Here is a 23,221-nt window from a genome sequence, read left to right on the forward strand (position 1 = left end):
AGTAACGAGTAAACCAGATTTTTTGCTGGCAGATCATCATGTTGTAAGGGCGAAAATTATGTTCAGGTTAAGTTTTGCACAAAGTTTTTTTACTTCAATGCAAATGATGATATTTAGCTGTCATGATTGTTTCCGAGAGAACCCTGAAATGGGCATTAAGCTTATATCCACCCCTGTTGTTTCAGCGCATTTGGGTAAAAAAGTTCCACAAGGGATTTAGAGGCGTTGAAGTGAAAATCAGCAATAGCTTTTTAAATAGAAATTATAACGGTTCTATTTTTGGTGGAACTATTTATGCCGCCACAGACCCCTTTTATGCCATTTTGTTTGATCAATTGATGCAACGTAAAGGCTATAAATGCCGCGTTTGGCTTAAAAGTGCTTCTATTCAGTACATCAAACCTGGGCTTACCAGTCTTTATTTTAGGCTGGAAATTACGGATGAAATGATGGCCGAGGCTGAAAAGGCGTTGAATGAAAATGGAAAATTTGTAAAGGCCTATCCAATGGAGCTCTATAATAAAGCGGGAGAGCTTTGCGCTACCGTAATGAACGAGGTTTATTTAAGGATTAAATTTCCAGGGGAGAAACAGCGTGTAGCTATTTAGTTGAAATGTCAAATGGAAAGTTAAGGTTAAGAGCATAGTTCTGATCTGTACACGATTTAATTGGTCTGAAATGAATATTAAAAGATTGATCCTTGAAGGCGAAAATGTTAGCTTAGATTTTAAAAAGACCATTAGTAATGCCGAGAAGATTGCCAAAACATTGGTGGCTTTTGCCAATAACCAGGGCGGAAGGTTGCTAATTGGCATAGCCGATGATGGTTCTGTTAAGGGAGTGAAAGCTGAAGAGGAAGAAAAATACATGATCACCAAGGCGGCACACCAGCTCTGCAGGCCTGCTATTGAACCTCGCTTTGAGGAATATTTGGTAGACGATAAATTGGTTTTGGTAGCCGAAATTTTAAAAAGCGATACGAAGCCTCACTACGCTTTAGATGAACAGGGTAAATGGTGGGTTTATTTTCGGGTGCAGGATAAAACGGTGTTGGCCAGCAAAATTTTAATAGATGTACTTAAAAAAGGTAACCATGAAGAAGGTACGTTCATCAGCTACTCTGATCAGGAAAAGATTTTATTGGAATACCTTGACGCCAACGGGCGCATTACACTTAAAGAGTTTAGTAAACTGACCAGAAGCGCCTACCGTAAGGCGCAAAAAATCATTGTGAACCTTATTTTATCGGGCGTTATATTGCCACATATTACCGAAAAAGAGGAATACTACGTGATGGCAGACCAAAAAGTAGAAAGTCATAAGTTTTAAATGGCAGCCCTACCCTTGCTGAAATTTTAGTATGACGTTTGTCAGAGAATAATTCCATTTAAAATTCCGAATTTTGCGGCGTATGTTCACTTACTCATTCGCCAGATACAAATCGTACTATAAAGATAACTTAGCGCTAGCCTTGCCTATCGTACTTTCGCAATTGGGCCATACCTTGGTACATATGGCTGATGGGATGATTGTGGGACACTTTGCGGGAACTGTACAATTGGCAGCGGTGTCTTTAGTGAATAGCCTTTTTATGCTGATTTTGGTGTTGGGTTTGGGTATTTCATACGGTTTAACGCCCTTAATTGCTCAAGCTAACGGCGGCAATAATAAGATTGAATGTGGTAAGTTGATCTCCAACAGCTTGCTGATCAATTTTATAGCCAGTATTATCCTGTACAGTTTGGTGCTTGTGGTGTATCACTTTGTGATTGATCGCCTTAAGCAATCGCCGGATGTGGTAGTGCACGCCAAGCCCTATCTGATGTTTATGGGCGTATCGATATTCCCGTTAATGATTTTTCAGGTATTTAAGCAATTTACCGAGGGTTTGGGCTTTACCAAACAGGCCATGTTAATTTCTATCTGGGGAAACGTAATCAATGTGATTTTGGGAATCATCTTTGTGAAGGGGATGTTTGGCATTACGCCAATGGGGGTTAGCGGTGTGGGCTTAAGCACTTTAATTGACCGTATCTTGATGGCTATAGCCATGGGCGCTTACGTTTTTAACTCCAAAAACTTTAAAGCTTACCTTACGGAGTTCAAGTTGTTGTCTTTTGATTTTGGAAGGATTAGAAAAATTGTAAAACTTGGTGCCCCAGTGGCGTTGCAATATTCCTTTGAAATCAGCGCCTTTAGTGGCGCAGGAATTTTAATAGGCAGTATCGGTAAGATAGAGCAAGCCGCTCATTTTACCGCACTATCTTTGGCAGCACTTACTTATATGCTCGCTACGGGAATTGCCAACGCGGCCACCATTAAAACTGGGAATAACTTTGGAAGCAAGAACTTTACTTCATTAAGGTTTTCGGCTATTGCCAGTTATCACATTGTGATTGTATTTATGTCGGTAATGGCCCTGATATTTATGTTGGCCAATAATTACTTGCCCTATATTTACACCGGCGATCAAACGGTGATCAGTATTGCGGCCCAGTTGCTCATTATTGCTGGTTTTTTCCAATTGTTTGACGGTACGCAAGTAGTTGGATTAGGTGTTTTGAGAGGTTTGGGCGATGTAAATGTACCTACATTTATCACTTTTTTATCCTATTGGGTAATAGGTATTCCGGTAGGTTATGTGTTGGGGATAGAACTTAAAATGGGTGTAGAAGGTATTTGGTACGGCTTAACTTTTGGCCTGTTAACGGCCTCAGTCCTACTTTTTGTAAGATTTCAAAATAGAACCAAGAAACTGGCCGCTAATGTAAAGCCTGAGCTTCGTCAGGTGGAGTTATAGGTATCTGGGAATTTCTTATTTTAGCGGCCAAATGAATAAGGTTTTACTTGGTTTAACTTTTCTTTTAAGCGGCTTAATGCTGATTTCCTTTAAATCAAATGATTGGTTGGGCAGCGATGGGATTACCATTGATTCGCTGAGGAAAGTGTATGCCAAGCCCAAACAGTTTTGGCCTAAAGCTACGGTTGATCAAGGTGTTAGCTTTGAAGAACTGGACACTTTAGATCTCCCTCCTTTACATTTGGCTAACGACTCGATAAGGAACGTAGTTGAGTTGGGGAAGCTACTTTTTTTTGATACCCGGCTTTCTGGTTCCAATCAGATTTCATGTGCCTCCTGTCATGATCCTGCTTTGCAATGGGCTGATGGAAAAGAAGTTTCTGTGGGGCATGATCAGTTACCTAATATCCGCAATGCTCCATCTTTAGAAAATGTATGGGTGTATAAGAGTTTTTTTTGGGATGGCAGAGCAAGTAGTCTGGTGAAACAAGCCGAAGGGCCTATTTCTGCACATAATGAAATGAACCAGGACCTTAAATCCTTGGCCAAAAAACTAAATCGGATTAAAGCTTATCATACCTATTTTAAAGCGGCATTTGGTACAACTGCCATTACCAATCAAAGGATTTTTGAGAGTTTGGCCACTTTTCAGCAAAGCATTGTGAGCCAGGATACAAAGTTTGACCGCTTTTTAAAAGGCAATGCGTATGCACTTGATGATCAGGAGCTCATGGGCCTGCATTTATTTAGAACTAAAGCCAGGTGTATGAACTGCCATTATGGAGCCTATTTTACCGACAAGGAGTTTCACAACATTGGTTTAACAGAATATGGCAATAAAAATCAGGATTTGGGTTTGTACAACGTTACCCGAAAACCGGAAGATGTAGGCAAATTTAAAACCCCAGGACTAAGGAATGTGATGAAAACAGGCCCTTGGTTCCACCATGGTTTGGTGAAGAGTATGGATAGCTTGATGGTTTTGTACAATATGGGAATGCCTGAACACGTGATTTTACCAGGACAGGAGAAAGACCCGCTTCTGCCTAAAAATGATAAATTGTTGAGAGGAATTATGCTTAATGCAAGGGAAAGAAAGGCCATCATTGCCTTTTTGGAAGCATTGTCATCTCCACCGCTATTGATACAGGCAGAGCGCTTACCGGAGTAAGCTAAGTTTTGTCGCCACTGTGCTTATCTGGTTTCAACTCTTTTTGATTGAGTTCCTTTTCCAAATCCTTTTGGTCCTTATGGTTTCTTTTAATGACGAAATAGATAAAGCCCAAAACTGCTACAATGGCTACAGCAATAAGAATAAAATTAATCTTCATCACTTTTGATTTGGTAACAAATTTAAAGCCAACAGATTAAATGTTTGTTAAGTAATCGTTAAATGTTTAGAGGTTGCCTATAATCTTTATAGGCCTAAATGAACCACATAGATTCATAAAAAAACAATAGCATTTTGAAAAAGTAGTGGCTTATCCGTTTTTAAAAAAGCGATTTCTGTTCTTCTATTCTATTTCTTTGCTTAGGCTTTGGTTCGTGAAAATTAGAAAAGCCAACACCAAGTAAACGAACCAATTTTCCTTCAAAATCTGTTTGCTCTACAAGGTTTTTCGCCGCTTGGTAGGCATCGCTTTCGTCGTTAACGGGATGTTCGAATGAAATGCTTCGGGTAATCTGTTTAAAATCAGCGAATTTTACTTTTACAGTCAGGGTTCGGCCAAATAACTGGTATTGGTTAATGCGCTTAAAAACCGCTTGGGTAATTTGAAGCAAACGTTCATACATTTCGCTACCCTTGTCCAAATCGCTTCCAAAAGTATCTTCTGAGCTAACAGATTTGATTTCCCGGTCAGGTTTAACGGCCCGGTGATCAATTCCTCGTACAATGTTATAAAAGAACTTGCCGGATTTGCCAAAAAGAATTGTTAAACGCTCTTCGCTTAATTTCTTAAGGTCGCTACCTTTACGTATGCCCTGCATTTTCATCCGCTCTGCGGTAACTTTACCTACACCGTGAAATTTTTCAACGGGCAGTTTCTCCATGAACTTTTCAACTTTGGAAGGTCCTATGAAGGTAAGTCCATCGGGCTTGTTCATATCGGAGGCAATTTTTGCCACAAATTTGTTGATGGAAACTCCGGCTGAAGCCGTTAAGCCAAGTTCGTCTTTGATGGCTTTTTTGATTTCCTGGGCAATGGTAATGGCAGAGCCGATGTTTAACTTATCTTCGGTGACGTCCAAATATGCCTCATCCAAGGAAAGTGGCTCAATCAAATCGGTATAACGACTAAAGATTTCACGTATCTGTTTGGAAACTTCTTTATAAACGCTAAACCTGGGGTACACAAAAATGGCATATGGACAAAGCTGCTGTGCTTTTTTGGAAGACATGGCCGACCGAACGCCATAAGCTCTGGCTTCGTAACTGGCCGTGGCCACCACTCCCCTCCCATCTGGCGTGCCACCAACCACCAAAGGTTTTCCCCTGAGCTCAGGAAAATCACGTTGCTCTACGGAGGCGTAAAAGGCGTCCATATCAATGTGGATGATTTTTCTGAGTTTTGGCATTTCCATTACTCTAAGATAAAATTTTGATAGACGCTTCCATCCCAAAACTGATAGTTTTTGGAATCCAAGTTGGTCCCTTTAAAAAGTAAATGGATAAAGCCGTTTCGTTCTACCAAAACGGTATGGAATATTTTCGCTTCGGGATTTTTAATTAAGCTAAAAGAAATATTTCCCGATTTGTTTTGCCAGGCCAATTGTGCAATAGTTTCCCGAAATTTTAGTTTACCTATATCCTGCGCCATAATTTTGCTACGGTACCACGTTCCGCCAGTTGGCGATACCAAGGGCTTGTTGTTATAAACCACAACGCTATCGTTATAGGCAATTACCTGCAGAAATTTGTGCTTTTGTTTAAGCCACATCACTAATTTTTGTTGATGTTTTTCTGTTTCGTAGGCATAGGTAGCGTCAATTAATCCAATTCGTTCAATATAGTTTGGCAACGAGGTTGCTTGCGCATTCAGGTATCCAAAAATGAAAGAACCGCCACCGCTATGGCCGCTCAGCGTAATGTTAGGCCTCAAGTTTTGGTATCGATGATAAAGGCTATCTACTATTTTGTGAATGAATTGATCCGCATTAGCCGTTTGACGACGCCATTGTGGCCAGCTTTTCAAGCTATTTTCTACATAAATAATGATGTAGTTGTGCTTAGGGTCTGTGTTTCTTATAAATTGGGTTTGTGCACCAATATGCTGGATATTGAAATGCCAGTCATCGCCTTTGGCCAATTTTTTACCAAAAGTTTGTGCGGTAGTATTGCCATTAGGCAAAGCGTACAGCACTACTTTGCTAGGTTTTTGGATATTTATGCTAGGTTCGTCAATAGTTAGCGTTATACCGTTAGCCATTTGGATTACCGGCATGGCCTTCATTTTTTGTTCAAATGAGATTTGTGCCACGCTAATGAGGGGCAGCAGGCAAAATAAGATGAAGTATTTTCGCATACTTCAAATTTAGCATTTATTTGGTTTTTGGTTTGCGCCCAACGTTGATTACCGCACCTATGGTAAAAACAGAATGACCCGCATTTAAAAACTTGCGGCTTTTTAAGCCAATGTTGCTGCCACTGGTGTATTGAAGCTGTATTTGCTCGTTAAGCACCATTCTGGTAAAGAAAACAGGCTCTAAAAATACATTGTCTTCGTTGGGCTGCATCATGCCGTTAAGATAAAAGTCATCCGTTTCTACAAAGCTTAAACGCCAGGCAGTGCCATAGTTCAGTCCAAACTTAAACCCAAAAATGTTCACGTCGTTTACTTTCTTGGAGCTGTAGTTTACTTGCACAAATTTCTTGCTATAGGCTGCATCATAAAAGTTGCTGCTCACCACTATATCGTTTTCGTATTCCCTAAAGGTACGTTTGCTACGGCCAGTTGCCAGGCCACCATAAATTTCAAGAATGCGGTTATTCTCAGGCCCGAAAGTTTTAAAGTAACCTCCGCCAAATTCAAATACTTTGTGCTCGATGTCCTTCCTACGGCCTTCGTTGTTCATGAAGCCCGCATTGGCCATTACGGCAAAATGATCGGTTACGGCATAGGCGGTATTGAAACTGGCATTGCCCTTTAATGAGATGTGTGCCCCACCCGCAAACTCTCCTTTGGTAGTAAGCATTGGCGTATTTGGTACGCTTGGCATGTAGATAGATGAACAGCTGCTAAATAATAAGGCAGCAAATACGAGGGTAACTAGCTGAGGTTTTATTGGCATATTCCTACTATAACACCATTTGAGGTAGAAAATTGTTTTTAGCGTGAAAAATTCATGAGTTCCATCATTCTTTTAAATTCGGATTGTACCTGTGCAGTAATGGTGATTTTTTCGGAAGTTACTGGATGATTGAAGGTTAAACTTGAAGCATGTAGCATCATGGTGTTCATCTCCAAATGTAGTTTAAAATAGCGATTTTGTTTATTACATCCATGTGGCCGATCGCCAATAATGGGATGGAAAATATGGGCAAAATGTTTGCGTAGCTGGTGCATTCGGCCTGTTTTGGGGTTGGCGTCCACCAAACTATATCTTGAAGTTGGATGTTTGCCGATAGCCAATGGAATTTCGGCTTGTTGTAAAGTCACAAAACTGGTTTGGGCCTCTTGTAGTGTGCCATTTTCTTTTGCCAAGGGATAGTCAATTTCCATTTCTGGGGGCGTATATCCTCTCACAATAGCTAAATAATGTTTATCTACCAAGCCATCTTGAAACTGTTTCTGCATTGCAATTTCCACTTCTTTATCGAAGGCAAAGAGCAGTACCCCTCCGGTTTTCCTATCCAAGCGGTGTACGGGGTTTACGTGCTGGCCAATTTGGTCGCGGAGCATTTGTAGGGCAAACTCTTTGGCATCATCTGCAATTTTAGAGCGGTGCACTAATAAGCCATGAGGTTTATTAATGGCAATAAGCGAATCGTCTTGATAAATAATTTCTAACACGAAGCGAAGATAGAGATAATAAATTCTTAAAATCGCCCCTTTTTTTTAACTTAATGATATATTATTTTCGCACGATATGCACCATGATTTACTTTTAGTTTTAGCGCTACTTTTTGTTGTTTTTCTGCTAGTGATGCTGGCACATAGAATTAAAGTGGCCTACCCTATTTTCCTGGTATTGGCCGGACTGGGGATTGGCTTAATTCCGGGGATGCCGGTTATGCACCTTGATCCCGACCTAATTTTCCTGATCTTTTTACCTCCTTTACTGTACGAGGCAGCCTGGTATACTTCGTGGAATGATTTCTGGAAATGGAAACGCCCTATTGCGCTATTGGCTTTTGGCCTGGTATTTTTTACTTCTACAGTTATTGCCTACACATCAGTTTCTATAATCCCTGGTTTTACTTTGGCGCTTGGCTTTTTGTTGGGCGGTATTGTTTCCCCTCCAGATGCGGTAGCGGCCGCCACGGTATTGAAGGGCATGAGCGTGCCTAAACGCATACTTACTATTTTAGAAGGTGAAAGTTTGGTGAACGATGCCTCATCACTAATTGTGTTCAAGTTTGCCTTGGCTGCTGTATTAACGGGCGCTTTCTCCATGCACCAGGCAGTTGGGCAGTTTTTCTTGGTTGCCGGTATGGGAATAGTCGTTGGTTTGGCCGGCGCCCATATCATGTACGTTATTCATCGCTTTTTACCTACTACTCCAGCTATTGATGCCGCCCTAACGGTAATGACGCCCTACATCCTCTTTTTGGCAGCCGAGCAATTCCATTATTCAGGTGTAATGGCCGTAGTAAGCGGCGGCCTGTTCATTTCATGGCGTTCCCACGAAATCTTTAAAACCGGTAGTACGAGGTTAAATATGCTGGGTGTATGGACCACCATGATTTTTGTAATGAATGCCCTAGTGTTTGTATTGATTGGTTTGGAGCTTCCCGAAATTGTGCATGGTTTGGGTAATTATTCCATTGCTGATGGCATTAGGTATGGCCTGATCATTAGTGCTATTGCCATTGTTTTACGCTTTTTATGGATATATCCGGCAGCCTTTGTGCCTCGTTGGTTGAGTGCCTCTATACGGAAAGACCCCTCGCCTGGTTGGAAAGGACCACTCATTATTGGCTGGGCCGGTATGCGTGGTGTGGTTTCTCTGGCTACCGCATTATCTATTCCATTATTAATGACTGATGGAACGGCTTTTCCACAACGTAACCTGATTATATTCATCACTTTTGTGGTCATTTTTGTGACTTTGGTGGTGCAGGGCCTAACACTTCCATTCGTAATCAAACTAATTAAGTTGAAGGAAATAGACAACATTTCGCGAAGCGAAGAACAGCAGGCAGGCATACGTTTAAAATTGGATGAATTGGCTTTGAATCTCATCGATAATCATCATTTGGAAAAAGTAGTGGAGAATGAGCTGATCGGCTTTTATCGCGATGGACTAAATACGAGTATTACCGACGGCAGGAAACACCTTGAATCATTAGAATGTGATGAAACCGAACTGGCCGAGATTCATGCCTATCACCATGTGTTATTGGAGATTTATGCTGCTCAACGAAAGGAACTGTTTAAGTTACGTAAGCAGAAATTTTTTAGTGACGAGGAAATCCGTAAAGCTGAATTGCAACTCGACTTAAACGAATTGAAAATTACCGGTAACGGCCATGGATAAAGCAAATTTCAGTTAGAAACAAGTAAAAAGATGAAACGCGGTTCTAAAAGTGTTGCAATGGGCATCCACAATGATTTTGATATCCGCTGAATAACCTCCGCCCATGCTTACCTGCAGTGGGATATTGTTCTTCAAACAGTGCTCAAAAACCAGCTGGTCTCGTTGTTTGCAGGCCTGCTTAGTTAAGGATAGTTTGCCCAGCTTATCGCTTTCCAGTACATCAACCCCAGAAAGGTAAAAAACAAAATCAGGTTGATGCTTTTTGATGAGCTTTGGTAGCGTATCGTTTAAAATCGAAAGAAATTCTTCATCCTGGGTATCATCTGCCAAAGGAATATCTAGGTCAGATTGTTCTTTCCTAAACGGAAAATTCTTTTCGCCATGCATGGAAAAGGTGAACACGCGATCGTTGTTGGTGAAGATCTCGGCGGTGCCATTACCTTGATGAACATCTAAATCTACGATAAGGATCCGTTTGGCCAGCTGATGGTTGAGCAGGTAATTGGCGGCAATGGCTTGGTCGTTCAATAAGCAAAAGCCCTCTCCCCAATTGCTTCCCGCATGGTGAGTGCCACCGGCAACATTAAATGCAATGCCGTGCTTTTGTGCATAAATAGCGCCATCAATCGTTCCTTGCGCTATCCTAATTTCCCTTTGCACCAATTGAGCATCTAAGGGAAAGCCAATCCGGCGTTGCTCTTTGTAAGGTAGGCTGAGTTCTTTTAATTGCTGCCAATAAGCTGTTTCATGGGTGCTGATGATATTTTCTTCGGCAGTAGGTTCAGGAGCAAATAAGTTGGACGTTTCTATGGTCCCTTCGTGCAATAACTGTGCAGGAATCAGCTCATATTTAACCATCGGGAAACGATGTCCCGTAGGTAATGGATGTGCATAAATGGGATGATAGGCGATTTTGATCATATGTTGGAACAAAGATAAAAGAACAAAGAATAAGGAAGATGTTTCCTAACGTTAGATTTTTGCTCCTTACTCCTTACTCCTTATTCCTTACTCCTTGCTCCTTACTCCTAATCAAGTATTTCCTCCACATGTTTCTCAATGTTATCGCAAATTTGATCTACGGGTAAATCGTTGGCATCAGTTCCAAACGGATTTTCAATTTCCTCGGCAATCAGTTCCAAACTGGCTAGTACGTATAAAATGAAAGGCACAATGGGCACTACAAAATAACCTAAACTAAATACCCAGCCAAAAGGCAAGGTAATTACGTAAACGAAAATGAATTTTTTAATGAAAGCACTGTAGGAATACGGTATTGGGGTGTTTTTAATACGCTCGCATGCACCACAAACGTCAGTAAATTGGGTAGTATCGTGGCTTAGGGTAATGAGGTGCTCCGCAGTAATTTTACCTTCTCGTTGCAGCTCAAACAGTTTATTGGTTATGCTACCCGCTACTTGGTTGGGGATGTGTTTTCCGCCATCTATCTCTATTAAAATGGCATTTTTGCCAAAGTACTGTTTTTCACGCAGGTGTTCTTTCAGTGCAAAGGCATATTTAGGGATGGCGTACTTAAAAAACGCCTTGTCCGCTTGGCTCAGGTTCAAAGCATTTATCCTGATTGCAAAGTTTCTGCTCACGTTCACCAAGCTTCCCAATAGTCTTCGTCCCTCCCACCATCTGTCGTAAGAAGTGTTGGTTCTGAACACCAACAACATCGAAATTACAAAGCCTAAAAGATTGTGCATCATACCTACGTTTTTGATATAGGTAGTTTCGGCTAACTTTAAGTAGTTTAGTTCGATATAGGCAATGATTCCTGAGAAAACTGCCACGCTGAGCATCAATTTCCAAAGCTTGTAAAAAGTATCGGCCTTATGGAAACGGAAAATAAAATTAAACCACTCTTTGGGATTATAATTGATCATTTGTTATGGATTTGGCAACTGTTAAAAGCAGTTCGCCTGTTTTAAAAACATCTTCAAAACTGTTGTACATCGGAACGGCAGTCAATCTAATGACATTTGGTTCACGCCAGTCACCTAACACGTTATTGCTAACCAGGTAATCGAAAACTTTCTTGCCGTTTTCTTTGGCAATGATGGACACCTGTGCGCCCCTTTCATCAGGATGTTGCGGTGTGATAATTTTAAAAAGCTCCTCACCTAGTGTTTCATTTACCTCGTTGATGATAAAGCATAAATAAGCCGTTAATTGCTTGCTTTTTTTTCTCAACGGCTCCATAAAGCCAACTTTTTCAAATAATTGTAAAGAGGCATGATAGAGCGCCATGGGCATTACCTGTGTGCAACTTACCTGCCAGCCATCAGCTCCAAATTCAGGCGTAAAGCCTTTCTCCATTAAAAATCGGTTATTTTCCTGATAGCCCCACCAACCCGCAAAGCGATGCAGGTTTTGGTTGTCAAAATGTTTTTGATGTACGAATATAGCACTAATGCCCCCTGGGCCTGCATTTTGATATTTGTACGAACACCAACAAGCAAAATCTACGCCCCATTGGTGCAATTGCAGAGGTACGTTTCCCGCCGCATGGGCCAAATCAAACCCTACTTTGGCACCAATTTCATGTCCAGCCTCGGTAATGGCCTTCATATCAAAAAGCTGTCCGGTAAAATAATTGATGCCACCAAAAAGCACCAAAGCTATTTCTGCGCCGTGTTTTTCTATTTCGCTTATAATATCGCCGGTTTCAAGCGTGTAGGCCCCAGGTTTCGGGCTTACTTCAATAATAGCCTCTTTAGGGTCGTAGCCATGGAAACGCACTTGGCTTTCAATGGCGTATTGATCTGATGGAAAAGCTCCGGCCTCCATAATGATCTTGAAACGCGCTTTGGTTGGCCGGTAAAAGCTCACCATCAACAAGTGCAAATTAACCGTCAAGGTGTTCATCGGGCAAACCTCATCAGGCGAAGCACCAACGATAGGAGCCATTAGCTTTTTGAGTTCCTTATGGTAAAACATCCAAGGTTTATCCCCTTCAAACCAACCTTCAACGGCTAAATTTTGCCAGTTGTCTAGCTGTAGGTTTAAAACCTCTTTGGCTAATTTAGGTTGCAGCCCCAACGAGTTGCCACATAAATAGATCAATGGTTTCCCATTTTGCTGTGGGAACAAATATTCCTTCCGCATTGCTTTCAATGGATCCTGTGCGTCCAAAGATTTTGCGAAGGCAAGGTTATTCTCGAATGTCATTTTTTTTAGCGGTTAGGTACTCGTGGCTAGCAGTTAAATACCAGGGATCAGTTAGGTAGCTACTAACCACTAGCCCCTGTTTTATTTCCCGAATTTCATTTTCAGCTGTTCCAACATATCGTTGGTTAGGGGCTTTCCAGGTTCTGTTTTTTTGAACGATGTATGTTGTGGTTTGGGGTTTGCCGCAACCTGACTGCGCACCTGTTTCTGCTCTTCTTTCTTTTTATTCCAGCGTTTCCAAATTTCGTCCAGCTTCTTTTTGGTAAACAAAGGGAAATCGCCCTGCATCATCCATGAATAGTAACTGGGCTCTATACTAAAAATACTCTCCAGGGTTTTTCCTTTGTGCTTGCCAAAGTTGATGCATTCCTCCCCATTGTCGTTGTAAACAATGCGGCCAGCATAATCCACTGATCTGTTCAAGTTGGTGAACGTATGCAGTGCTTCTACATCATTTTTAACCGGAATGGATTTATTGCCCTGCTTGTCTTCAAACTCCGTATTTTCATACTTATCTAATTGTGCCAGCAGTACTTCGTAGGTTGCCCTAATGTCGGCTTCGGCAGAGTGTGCATTCACCAAATCCTTCTTACAATAAAACTTGTAAGCTGCTTTTAAGGTACGTTGTTCCATTTGGTGGAAAATGTTCTGCACATCTACAAACTTACGGTCGCTCATATCTAAATCAACCCCAACCCTTAAAAATTCTTCCAACAGCATCGGGATGTCGAACTTGTTGGAGTTGTATCCGGCCAAGTCGGCATCGCCAATAAAATCGGCAATCTCTTGAGCCACCTCCGCAAATTTGGGTGCATTTTTAATATCCTCGTCATAAATGCCGTGGATTAGCGAAGTAACCAATGGAATAGGCATTTCGGGATTGATCCGTTTAACCAACAATTGTTCCGTGCCATCGGGCATTGCTTTTAAAATGGCAATTTCAACCACCCTGTCTATTCCCACGTTTACTCCAGTGGCTTCCAGATCAAAAAATGCCAACGGACGTTTCAAGTTTAATTTCATACAACGTTTTTAATCAGCCAAATTTGCTAAAAACCTAGCGTACTTTCTTTTTTTTTGGGTAAAAATGCAACAAAATATTTAATGCTGCCCGGTTTTAAAGTAAACCAAATCCATTTTCATTTACAAACCAATAAAATTCCAGCCAAGGAAATATGCGGACGGCGGGGACGCCGCCCTTTGGCCTCAGGACAATGCCTGGCTTGCCGCCAACCCATGCCCACAGTTTTTAAACAGTTTCTTAATTTATTTCTCACAAATAAAACCCAATTCCATTGGCCCATAGTCACAGCGTAACACAAAGGTTTTGAGTGAACAGCGGGGACGCCGCCCTTTGACCTCAGGACAATGCTTGGCTTGCCGCCAACCCATACCCACGGTTTTTAAACAGTTTCTTAATTTATTTCTCACAAATAAAACCCAATTCCATTGGCCCATAGTCACAGCGTAACACAAAGGTTTTGAGTGAACAGCGGGGACGCCGCCCTTTGACCTCAGGACAATGCTTGGCTTGCCGCCAACCCATACCCACGGTTTTTAAACAGTTTCTTAATTTATTTCTCACAAATAAAACCTAATTCCATTAACTTAGAGCTATTGCTTTAACATCAGTCATAAATTGGCTACCTATGTTTATCAAAAAATGACCAAACCAATCGTCCTATCTGATCAAGAGCTTGTTTCGTTGCTAAAACGAGGAGATCGAACAGCTTTTGCCCAAATTTACGATCGTTACAAATACCTGCTTTACGTGCATGCGTTTAAAAAATTGAAAAACGAGGCCGAGGCGGAGGATATTATACACGATCTTTTTGCCACACTGTGGAACAACCGGGAAACGTTTGAACTCAGAAGCAATCTTGCGGGCTATTTTTATAGCGCAGTGCGTAACAGGATTTTCAAGTTGATAGCACACAAAGACATCGAATCAACCTACGTCACCTCCCTGCACCAAGTTGCAGGGCAAACCACTGAAATTGCCGACCACCGCATTAGGGAAAATCAGATGATGGCGATGATAGAAGCGGAAATTGCTGCACTTCCACCAAAAATGCGTGAAATATTTGAACTCAGTCGCAAGCAACATCTATCCCACAAAGAAATTGCAGCACAATTGAAAATTTCCGAGCAAACGGTAGCCAAGCAGGTAAGCAATGCCCTTAAAATCCTTCGCAAAAAGTTAGGGCTTATCGCCTATCTCCTACTGTTGCTACGGTATTAATTTTGAAAATGGACTACCGTGCAACATGGCCACAGCAGTCCCGCTATCCACTACAAGTCCTCGGTCGTTTCACTTCCCTGTGGGCTTTCCGTTACTATCGGGTTTATTAAACAACGCCTGCGGGTGTTAAAACGGTCAATCCCTTTTAGCTAAAGCAACAAACAAGTTGACGGTTTCCTTCCCAACGGTGGCAGCGCCCCGTTAACCTTAGGTTGGCGCCCTGTTGCCATCAGGAGCAAATGATTAACCCAAATTTTCCTAACAACCAAGCCTCTTGCTTTTCTACTCCAAAGCACATAGCGATCATTCTTGTAAAAAAAATAACCATCCATCTACCTGTAAGCAGTTAGTTAAGGGTCTATAGTTTGATCAAGCATAATTAACTATGGATATACACAAAGTAAAGCAGCTGCTCCAAAAATTTGATGCGGGACAGTGTACAGACGAGGAATTGGCTCTTTTAGAAAGCTGGTACCTTAACTGGCGCAACCAAACGCCCACAAACCTTAACCAAGCAGAAGTAGACGAGCGCTTAACACGCGTATGGAGTCGATTGCAGAACTTGGATGTAAGACCCATCAAGTGGCATAACAACCGCTTTATGGTACGTACCGCTGCCGCGATACTCCTAGTCGGTATTGGTTTAGGTTTTTATTTCTACCAACGTACCGCAAGCAACAATTTGGCAACACAGCCAGTTACCGCAATAGAACCAGGTACCAATAAAGCTTGGATAACCCTGGCCGATGGATGTAAGATCAATTTAAGCCAGCACAAAACGGGTGTAAATGTACAAAATGGCCAATTAACGTATAACGATGGCGACAAAGTGGCCAAAACAGACCCCGCTTTACTGAACCAGTCCATTACCCTGCAAACTCCCCGCGGTGGTACGTATCAAATGCAGTTGCCCGATGGCACACAAGTTTGGCTCAATGCCGCCACTAGGCTAACCTATCATCCAATAAATGACGAGGGACTGCGAAAGGTTGAACTGGATGGCGAAGCTTATTTTGAAGTGGCCAAGGATAAAGCCCACCCATTTATAGTGCAAAGCAATGGGCAAAAAGTAGAAGTGTTGGGCACTCAGTTTAATATCAGCAGCTATGCCGATGAACCGCTTGCAAAAACCACCTTGTTAGAGGGAAGCATTAAAATTAACGGCCGCAAATTACTACCCGGGCAACAGGCCATCCAAAAAAACAGCACCCTTAACATTTACCCTGCCGATATAGAACAGGCCACAGCATGGAAAAACGGAGATTTTGTTTTTAAGAATGAGGATTTTAAGAACACGATGCAAAAAATTGCCCGCTGGTACGACGTAGAAATCCAATATCAGGAGGATGTACCAACAGCGCAGATCCAACTGATCGGATGGATATCCAGACAAAGTAAGCTCTCGGAGGTTCTCAGCCGCATACAGCAAGCAGGCAATATTAGCTTTAAAATTGAAGGAAGGAGGATTATAGTACAAAAATAGACCCTACACCACCTATAAAAAATAAATCAGAAGTGTTGGACACTTCTGATTTGAGTTTGGCTTAGCTCATGATTAATCAACTAAAATGCAAAGTGTAAAGCTTCGAACCCTATTACACGCTGCACCACCAAAACCTAAACAAATGTATAAAATTTATAGACATAAATTATCAGTTGCTATGCGCTTAACCACTGCTATTCTGCTTGTAACGTTCATGCAGGCAAGTGCATCAAGTTACGGACAACGCGTAACCTTGAATATGGAGAAGTCCTCTATTGAAAATATCCTAAAAGAAATACGAAGACAAACCGGCTATGATTTCCTGTTCAGCAATTCCCTTAACAAAAGTGTAGGGCCTATTGATCTTAAATTAAATGATGTAAGCTTGGAAGATGCCCTGAAAAGCCTGTGCCAAAAGGCCAATCTAAGTTATTCGGTTGATGGAAAAATTGTAGTGCTAGAGGCCAGAAATAAAACTACCGCCAATGATCCGCCCCAAGAAATAGACGTAAAAGGCCGTGTGATAGATGAAAATGGAAAGCCATTGGTGGGCGCATCCATAGCCGTTATTCTGCAAGAGTATAGTGAGGATAAGAAAACCACCGATTTTTCCATAACCATGAAGGGCAAAAAAATAGCGGCCCAAACTGATGCCAATGGAGATTTTTTCCTCAAAAATGTGAATGAGAAGGCCATCTTGTCCATTTCTTACGTAGGTTATGAAACCTACAACATCAAGGTGTCGGCCAATATGGGTGTTATTACCCTGCAGCCGGCCAAAAACCAATTGCAGGAAGTGGTGGTAAATACAGGCTACCAAAAGATAGCCAAGTCTTTAAGCCCTGGATCAAGCGTTAACCCTGATATGAAGATCATGACTGAAAGAAGTACTTCCATGAACGTTTTGCAGCGGCTAGACGGTTTGGTACCCGGGTTAGTGATTAACAATGCTCCCAGTGCCAGGGAAAACCCTTTTCTCATCAGGGGATTAACTACCATTAACGCCAATAAAAACCCATTAGTAGTTGTAGATGGCATTGCCATGGATATGGGCAATATCTCTTCGGTAAATCCACAGGATGTGGAAAATATCACCGTGCTAAAGGACGCGAATGCTACGGCCATTTGGGGCGCTAGGGCTTCCAATGGTGTTATTGTAATTACAACTAAAAAAGGCACATCGGGCAACCTTAAGATCAATTACGATGGTTTTGTGAATTTCCAGGGTAAACCTGATTTTGATTATTTTCCTGTGCTTAACAGTGCTCAGTACATCCAGGCCTCCAGAGAAACCTTTGATCCAGCTTACTGGCCTTATGGTATGGCAACCACCTACAATCCTAATATTGGTGTCAGTTATGGGATTTCGCCTGATCGGCAGATTTTGTACGATATGGACAGGGGGGCACTAACGCAAGCCCAGGGGAATGCCAAACTGGATAGCCTGGCCAGATTAAATAATCTGGACCAAATGGGAGATATTTTTTATCGCAATGCCATGCTCATGAATCATACGCTTTCCGTTGCAGGAGGAGGCGAAAAGCATACTTTTTATAACGCAATTGCCTATACCAACAACCACACCGCTACCCCTGGTGCTAAGAACGAAACTTTTAAATTCAATACCCGTCAGGATTTTATATTGAGTAAACGTTTACGCATTTATGCCATTGCCGACCTGAACTATCAAACCACCTCATCGGAAAATTGGATATCCCCAGACAACCGCTTTGTACCTTATCAAATGTTCAGGAACCCGGCTGGTAATCCCATTGATATGTCTTATTTAGGTGTATTGAGCGAGGCCCAACGTCCTTCCATAGAAAATTTGGGCAAGATAAACCTGAACTACAACCCCATAGATGACGCAAGCACTGGTTTTAATAAGGGCAAAAATTTTACTGGGCGTTTTAATTCGGGCGTTAGTTTAGACCTTGTTAAGGGCTTACGCTTTGAAGGAGTTTATGGATATGTGTACGGCAGCAATCGCTCTCAGCAATATCGTGATCATACCAATTATAACCAAAAAATTAACACCCTAAACTTTGCAGTGGCAAATGCTGATGGTTCAGTAACCTATCACTTACCCAATACAGGTGGCCAGTACAGTGTAAATCAAGCCACCCAGCAAAATTGGGTAATCAGAAATCAATTGGGCTACAATGCCAGTTGGAAAAACGACAAACACCAGCTATCGGCACTTTTTGGGCAAGAGGTACAAGAGCAGGTCACGGTGACCAACAGTAGCAGTGTTTATGGTTACGACGTCGATTTGCAGTCTTATTCGATGCTAAATTACCAATCTTTGGCAACCACTGGCATTGAAAATCCCATTTTGGCGCAAGTTGGATCGGTTAACTCGGTATTGAGCGCCAATTCTTTTTTTGGTGAAACAGAAGCAGTGCCAAGAAACCGTTTTGTTTCCTACTATGCTAATGCCAATTATACTTTTGATAGGAAATATACGATAAGCGGAAGTTGGAGAAATGACCAAAGCAATTTATTTGGCCTTAATAAAGCCGCTCAACGTAAACCTGTTTGGAGTATAGGTTTAAAATGGAATTTGGGCAGCGAAAACTGGATACAGGACATGCGATCGGTCATTAGTCAGTTAGCTTTACGTGCCACTTATGGCATTACAGGAAATGCGCCACAGCCAGGTTATGCTACATCTAAGGATGTGCTTGCCTTTTTTGCCAATCCGTATGCGCCCAATGGCCAATCGCTTATTATTAATACGTATGCAAACCCCAATCTTACCTGGGAAAGCACTAAAAATTATAATCTAGGGATCGATTTCGGTTTTTTGGATAATCGTATCAGTGGTGCATTTGATTTTTATTATAAAAAAACCAGCAACTTGCTAGGCAACTTGCCGGTGAACCCCCTGTCTGGCGCCAGTTATATCGACGGTAATGTGGGCAACTTGAGCAATAAGGGTATAGAGCTTTTATTAAACTCAAAAAACATTGTTAACAATGTTTTTACCTGGAGCACCTTACTTACCCTATCGTATAACCAAAACAAGATTACCGATTTGGGGATGTTAACCAGCCCTATCGTTACGGCGATCAATCAAGTGAAAAGCCAATATACCGTTGGCTATCCTGCATTTTCCATTTTTGCCTATAATTATGCGGGGCTTAACAAAGAGGGCAATCCTCAGCTGAAAAAAGCAGACGGTAGTTTAACCACAAGCCAGGCGAACACCCTGCCCTCAGATGCGCTTTACATGGGGGTACATCAGCCTAAATGGAGTGGTGGTTTTTCCAATCAATTTAGCTACAAGGCTTTTGCCTTTAATATCAATATGGTTTACAATTTGGGTAACGTGATGTTCCGTAACGTAAACCAAACCTATACTGGGGCTTATTTGGTGCAAGGCATGGATTTTAGCAATGGAAACCTACATGCTGATTTTGCCAATAGGTGGAAGAAGCCCGGAGATGAGGCGAGAACCGATATTCCGGTTTTTATTGCAAATGCTGGCGATAGTGAAAGCAAGAGATACCTGGATTATTATATCATGGGAAATACCAATGTGGTTAGTGCCTCCTATGTGAAAATAAGGGATATGTCGCTATCCTATCAAATGCCTAAAAAACTGATCGAAAAAATTAAAGCCGATGGGCTGTCGCTCAGATTGCAAATATCCAACTTGATGTTGTGGAAAAACAACGACTACGGTATTGATCCTGAGTTTCAGGATGCCCGCTTTGGTACAGCTAATATGCCAGTTAACCAAAAAACCATTACCGTTGGTGCACATTTAACCCTTTAAAACAGAAAGACATGTTACGTAATCATAAATTTATCACCTGCATGGTTTGCATGGTGAGTCTTTTGGTAGGTTGTAAAAAAGATTTCTTGGAAATAGAACCCAAAGGCAAGCTTATTGCCAAAAATACCGCCGACTACGACCTGCTACTGAACAACCCTGTCCTTGTTTCTTTTAGTCCTATTTCAACACCGGTTATGGGCGATGAAACTGCGGGGATTTCGACGCTTTTTCCAACCCTTGTAACAGGAACCATGTCATTAGCTGACCAAAAAGCCTTCCGTTGGGAAGATGACATCTATTTGCCTTCTGACAATGACTCGGAATATACGCAGTTAATTAGGCAGGTTTATATTTACAACAAGATCATCAATGAGGTGCCAAATTCGGAGCAAGGGAGCGATGCCCAAAAAGCTAGCCTTAAAGCGGAGGCATTAGCAGGCAGGGCCTGGGTTAATTTCATGTTGGTTAATTTATATGGCAAACCTTATCAGGAAGCTACTGCAGCAACAGATTTGAGCATACCAATTGTGAAGGAGGCTGATATTAGCCAAACCAAATTTACCAGGGCTACCGTTAAAGAAGTGTATGATTTGATGGTAAGCGACCTCACCAATGCCATTCCAAACCTCCCCAAAGCAAGCAACAGGTTACGTATGTCGAAAGCGGCAGGCGAAGCCTTGCTGGCAAGATACTGATGTACATGGGTAAATTTGATCAAGCCCTTCCATTATTGGAAGCCTCAATAAAAAACCTTGCTGCTGCCACTATGCAGGTGGGTTTATACAATTTTAATGCGGAACTGGTAGCGGGAGGGGCATTTTACCCCTCTAACCCATTCACTGGGCCGTCAAGAAACGATCCAAATTTAGACAGGGAAATTCTGTATATGCGACGAAATCCATCCAATTATTATTGGTTTGTGACCTCTGGTGTAGTAGTAAATCCCGAGGCCATGAAACTATTTGGTCCCAACGACAAAAGAAGGGCTTTCATGAGTAGTTTCTCCTTTGGTTTTTCTACCGCATATCCACTTGGTATGATGAGGGCCTATGGCCGGCCTTATTACAACATGGGCATTAGCATTCCTGATATTTATTTGCTGCGGGCCGAGTGCAAAGCCAGGTTAGGTGATATTGGCGGTGCTGCCACTGAAATGCTGGCTTTCAGGAAAAATAGAATGCCCGATAGAGATGCCGCCCTTCCTAGTGGTATTGCTGGCGACCAGGTTGCACTTACTAAATATATCCTCGAGGAAAGGATCCGGGAATTTCCGATAACCGGCGAAAGATGGTTTGATATGCGTAGGCTCTCTGTGGATCCTATCTACAAATCAACTATTAGCTATACCCACCGTATTTACAACAACAACGGTAGCATTGCCAACACCTATATGTTAAAACCTGAAAGACTTACCTACAGATTTCCACAATATATCGTGGCTGCCAACCCTACAATGCCGCAGAACCCTTAAACTTTCGCCTTGAACTTAAAAAATTACCCATTAAAGCTTAATAAAAATGAAAAAAATAATTCTGATGCTATCGTTTTGCTTAGTTGCCATATTTGCAACAGCACAAAAAAAGCCCGCCACTATTACCGTTAATTTAGGTGCCTTGAAACTAGACTCACTACGGCTTTTTAAATATGACCAAAATGATTTGTATGCTAAAGCAGATGCTGATGGTAAATACAGGTTTGAATTCAAAGAGATGTTGCCCATAGAAGTTATTCTTATAGGTCCAAAAAATAAAATGATCTACGCCTTTTTGGAAGCTGGGGAAAACCTACAGCTTAAAACAGATTTTGACCAGCAGATTGTTTTTTCTGGCAATGGAGTAGCAAATTCAACGGTACTCAACAACTACATGACCATTTTTAACGAGGCCTATAATAAAATAGACGGCGCTAAAATGTCTGGTCCAAGAGAAATTATGGAAGCGGTTAACAAAGCTAACCAAATTCCTATTGATTTGCTGGAAGCTAACAAAGGAAAAGTTACGCCCGTTTTCTATAACTTTCAAAAAGTAAGCCTTGATGCCAAAATGCTAAAAGATAAAATTTGGGCGAGTTATATGTTGGCAGTTTCGCAAAAGAAATTTAAAATGAGCGAAGCTTTACCCGCTAACTTTGCTGAACTGCTGAAGGAAGTGAAATTTGATGACCAACTACTTTACATCCCTAATTATAGGAATTTAGTGGTGTATTTTTACCCACCCTATTTGCGTAGGCGTGAACTGTTACTGGCAGGGAAATTGGATGGCCCACATGAGATGCAGGATGCAATTAATGATTTTAACATGATAGCCAAGTATTATCCTGCTGGTAAAATCAGGGACGAAGCTTTTAAATTGAATATCAGGAGTGTATTAGACAAGGCAAAAGATGTTACCCTGGCAAAACCGATGATGGACGAATATATTGCCAAATATGCCAACGCTGCAGAAGCAAAGGAACTTAAAGATAAATACAACAGGATGCTTAGCTTAGGTACTGGAAAAATGGCCCCTACTTTTACGTTAAAAAGTTTGGAAGGCAAAGAGGTGTCCTTGCAGGATTTTAAAGGAAAAGTGGTGTACATTGATTTTTGGGCCAGCTGGTGTGCTCCTTGCAGGCAAGAAATGCAGCATGGTGCACCAAAGCTCCATGCCAAGTTTAAGGACAATAAGGATGTGGTTTTTCTGTATGTGAGTTTAGATAGCAAGGTAGATGCTTGGAAAAAAGCCATCAACGATGACAAAATCGTAGGCGTTCATCTTTTATCCCAGGCTGTTTCTGGGGTAGATACACCTATTGCAAAAGCCTTTAACATTTCGGGGATACCGCGTTACGTCATTATTGATAAAGAAGGAAAGATATTTGACAACGATGCACCCAGGCCCAGCGAAGACAGAACGGAACTTAAAATAAGGGAAGCCTTAATGAAATGACATTCTCGCTGAATTTTATCTACAGGTTCAGTACGCTATAAAAACAAGCTTCCAATTGCAATTGGGAGCTTGTTTTTTGTGCTAAAACCTGAAAGCTCAATTTTTGGTTTGTTAA

Annotated in this window: 20 protein-coding genes; 11 read left to right on the top strand and 9 right to left on the bottom strand. The window is 41.7% G+C overall.

The window, feature by feature from the left end:
- The first annotated feature begins 122 nt into the window (after positions 1–122).
- The 4 genes from DUT71_RS04115 to DUT71_RS04130 all read left to right on the top strand — a co-directional run bounded on the left by DUT71_RS04115 (position 123) and on the right by DUT71_RS04130 (position 3,971).
- Positions 123–608, top strand: coding sequence for a DUF4442 domain-containing protein (locus tag DUT71_RS04115; RefSeq protein ID WP_113661265.1), 486 nt, complete (start codon positions 123–125; stop codon positions 606–608).
- 70 nt (positions 609–678) lie between these two features.
- Positions 679–1,329, top strand: coding sequence for an AlbA family DNA-binding domain-containing protein (locus DUT71_RS04120; protein ID WP_113661266.1), 651 nt, complete (start codon positions 679–681; stop codon positions 1,327–1,329).
- A gap of 82 nt (positions 1,330–1,411) precedes the next feature.
- Positions 1,412–2,800 carry an MATE family efflux transporter gene (locus DUT71_RS04125; protein WP_113661267.1) on the top strand — a complete coding sequence of 463 codons (1,389 nt, stop codon included), beginning with the start codon at positions 1,412–1,414 and terminating at the stop codon, positions 2,798–2,800.
- A 31-nt stretch (positions 2,801–2,831) separates the two neighbouring features.
- Positions 2,832–3,971, top strand: coding sequence for a cytochrome-c peroxidase (locus DUT71_RS04130; RefSeq protein ID WP_113661268.1), 1,140 nt, complete (start codon positions 2,832–2,834; stop codon positions 3,969–3,971).
- Between the two features lies 1 nt (position 3,972).
- Here the strand turns inward: DUT71_RS04130 and DUT71_RS20165 are convergent, their stop codons facing one another.
- From DUT71_RS20165 to DUT71_RS04150, 5 genes are all read right to left on the bottom strand, one after another.
- Positions 3,973–4,131 (bottom strand): hypothetical protein, encoded by a 159-nt coding sequence (locus DUT71_RS20165; protein WP_162795934.1) that lies wholly within the window; start codon positions 4,129–4,131, stop codon positions 3,973–3,975.
- A 160-nt stretch (positions 4,132–4,291) separates the two neighbouring features.
- On the bottom strand, positions 4,292–5,383 hold the full coding sequence (dinB, locus tag DUT71_RS04135) for a DNA polymerase IV (RefSeq protein ID WP_240186847.1): 1,092 nt from the start codon (positions 5,381–5,383) through the stop codon (positions 4,292–4,294).
- Positions 5,383–6,324 (bottom strand): hypothetical protein, encoded by a 942-nt coding sequence (locus DUT71_RS04140; RefSeq protein ID WP_113661269.1) that lies wholly within the window; start codon positions 6,322–6,324, stop codon positions 5,383–5,385. Before DUT71_RS04140 ends, dinB begins: the two co-directional genes overlap by 1 nt.
- 16 nt (positions 6,325–6,340) lie before the next feature.
- On the bottom strand, positions 6,341–6,994 hold the full coding sequence (locus DUT71_RS04145) for a hypothetical protein (RefSeq protein WP_240186848.1): 654 nt from the start codon (positions 6,992–6,994) through the stop codon (positions 6,341–6,343).
- A gap of 134 nt (positions 6,995–7,128) precedes the next feature.
- Positions 7,129–7,812 (bottom strand): pseudouridine synthase, encoded by a 684-nt coding sequence (locus DUT71_RS04150; protein ID WP_113661271.1) that lies wholly within the window; start codon positions 7,810–7,812, stop codon positions 7,129–7,131.
- 133 nt (positions 7,813–7,945) lie between these two features.
- Between DUT71_RS04150 and DUT71_RS04155 the strand changes: the two genes are divergently transcribed.
- Entirely contained in the window at positions 7,946–9,499 is a 1,554-nt protein-coding gene (locus DUT71_RS04155) for a Na+/H+ antiporter (protein WP_240186849.1), read from the top strand.
- Between the two features lie 12 nt (positions 9,500–9,511).
- Here DUT71_RS04155 and DUT71_RS04160 read toward each other — a convergent pair whose 3' ends face one another.
- The 4 genes from DUT71_RS04160 to DUT71_RS04175 all read right to left on the bottom strand — a co-directional run bounded on the left by DUT71_RS04160 (position 9,512) and on the right by DUT71_RS04175 (position 13,696).
- Positions 9,512–10,420: a histone deacetylase family protein gene (locus tag DUT71_RS04160; RefSeq protein WP_113661273.1), complete on the bottom strand. Its 909-nt coding sequence runs from the start codon at positions 10,418–10,420 to the stop codon at positions 9,512–9,514.
- Between the two features lie 107 nt (positions 10,421–10,527).
- The gene (locus DUT71_RS04165) at positions 10,528–11,388 is read right to left on the bottom strand and encodes a bestrophin family protein (protein WP_113661274.1); all 861 of its coding nucleotides are present in this window, start codon (positions 11,386–11,388) and stop codon (positions 10,528–10,530) included.
- The gene (gene kynU, locus DUT71_RS04170) at positions 11,375–12,673 is read right to left on the bottom strand and encodes a kynureninase (RefSeq protein ID WP_113661275.1); all 1,299 of its coding nucleotides are present in this window, start codon (positions 12,671–12,673) and stop codon (positions 11,375–11,377) included. Before kynU ends, DUT71_RS04165 begins: the two co-directional genes overlap by 14 nt.
- Before the next feature lie 81 nt (positions 12,674–12,754).
- Complete coding sequence (locus tag DUT71_RS04175) at positions 12,755–13,696, bottom strand: 3'-5' exonuclease (RefSeq protein ID WP_113661276.1); 942 nt, start codon at positions 13,694–13,696, stop codon at positions 12,755–12,757.
- A 640-nt stretch (positions 13,697–14,336) separates the two neighbouring features.
- Between DUT71_RS04175 and DUT71_RS04180 the strand changes: the two genes are divergently transcribed.
- From DUT71_RS04180 to DUT71_RS04210, 6 genes are all read left to right on the top strand, one after another.
- Positions 14,337–14,915: an RNA polymerase sigma factor gene (locus DUT71_RS04180; protein ID WP_113661616.1), complete on the top strand. Its 579-nt coding sequence runs from the start codon at positions 14,337–14,339 to the stop codon at positions 14,913–14,915.
- Positions 14,916–15,300: 385 nt separating this feature from the next.
- Positions 15,301–16,398: a FecR family protein gene (locus DUT71_RS04190; protein ID WP_113661278.1), complete on the top strand. Its 1,098-nt coding sequence runs from the start codon at positions 15,301–15,303 to the stop codon at positions 16,396–16,398.
- Positions 16,399–16,540: 142 nt separating this feature from the next.
- A complete protein-coding gene (locus DUT71_RS04195; protein ID WP_162795935.1) occupies positions 16,541–20,179 on the top strand; it encodes a SusC/RagA family TonB-linked outer membrane protein in 3,639 nt (1,212 codons plus the stop codon).
- An 11-nt stretch (positions 20,180–20,190) separates the two neighbouring features.
- Positions 20,191–20,874: a RagB/SusD family nutrient uptake outer membrane protein gene (locus tag DUT71_RS04200; RefSeq protein WP_113661280.1), complete on the top strand. Its 684-nt coding sequence runs from the start codon at positions 20,191–20,193 to the stop codon at positions 20,872–20,874.
- Positions 20,875–20,879: 5 nt separating this feature from the next.
- Entirely contained in the window at positions 20,880–21,650 is a 771-nt protein-coding gene (locus tag DUT71_RS04205; protein ID WP_162795936.1) for a RagB/SusD family nutrient uptake outer membrane protein, read from the top strand.
- 46 nt (positions 21,651–21,696) lie between these two features.
- A complete protein-coding gene (locus tag DUT71_RS04210) occupies positions 21,697–23,106 on the top strand; it encodes a TlpA family protein disulfide reductase (RefSeq protein ID WP_113661282.1) in 1,410 nt (469 codons plus the stop codon).
- Positions 23,107–23,221 lie beyond the last annotated feature (115 nt).

The sequence above is a fragment of the Pedobacter nanyangensis genome, from assembly GCF_003313505.1.
Classification (GTDB): Bacteria; Bacteroidota; Bacteroidia; order Sphingobacteriales; family Sphingobacteriaceae; genus Pedobacter; species Pedobacter nanyangensis.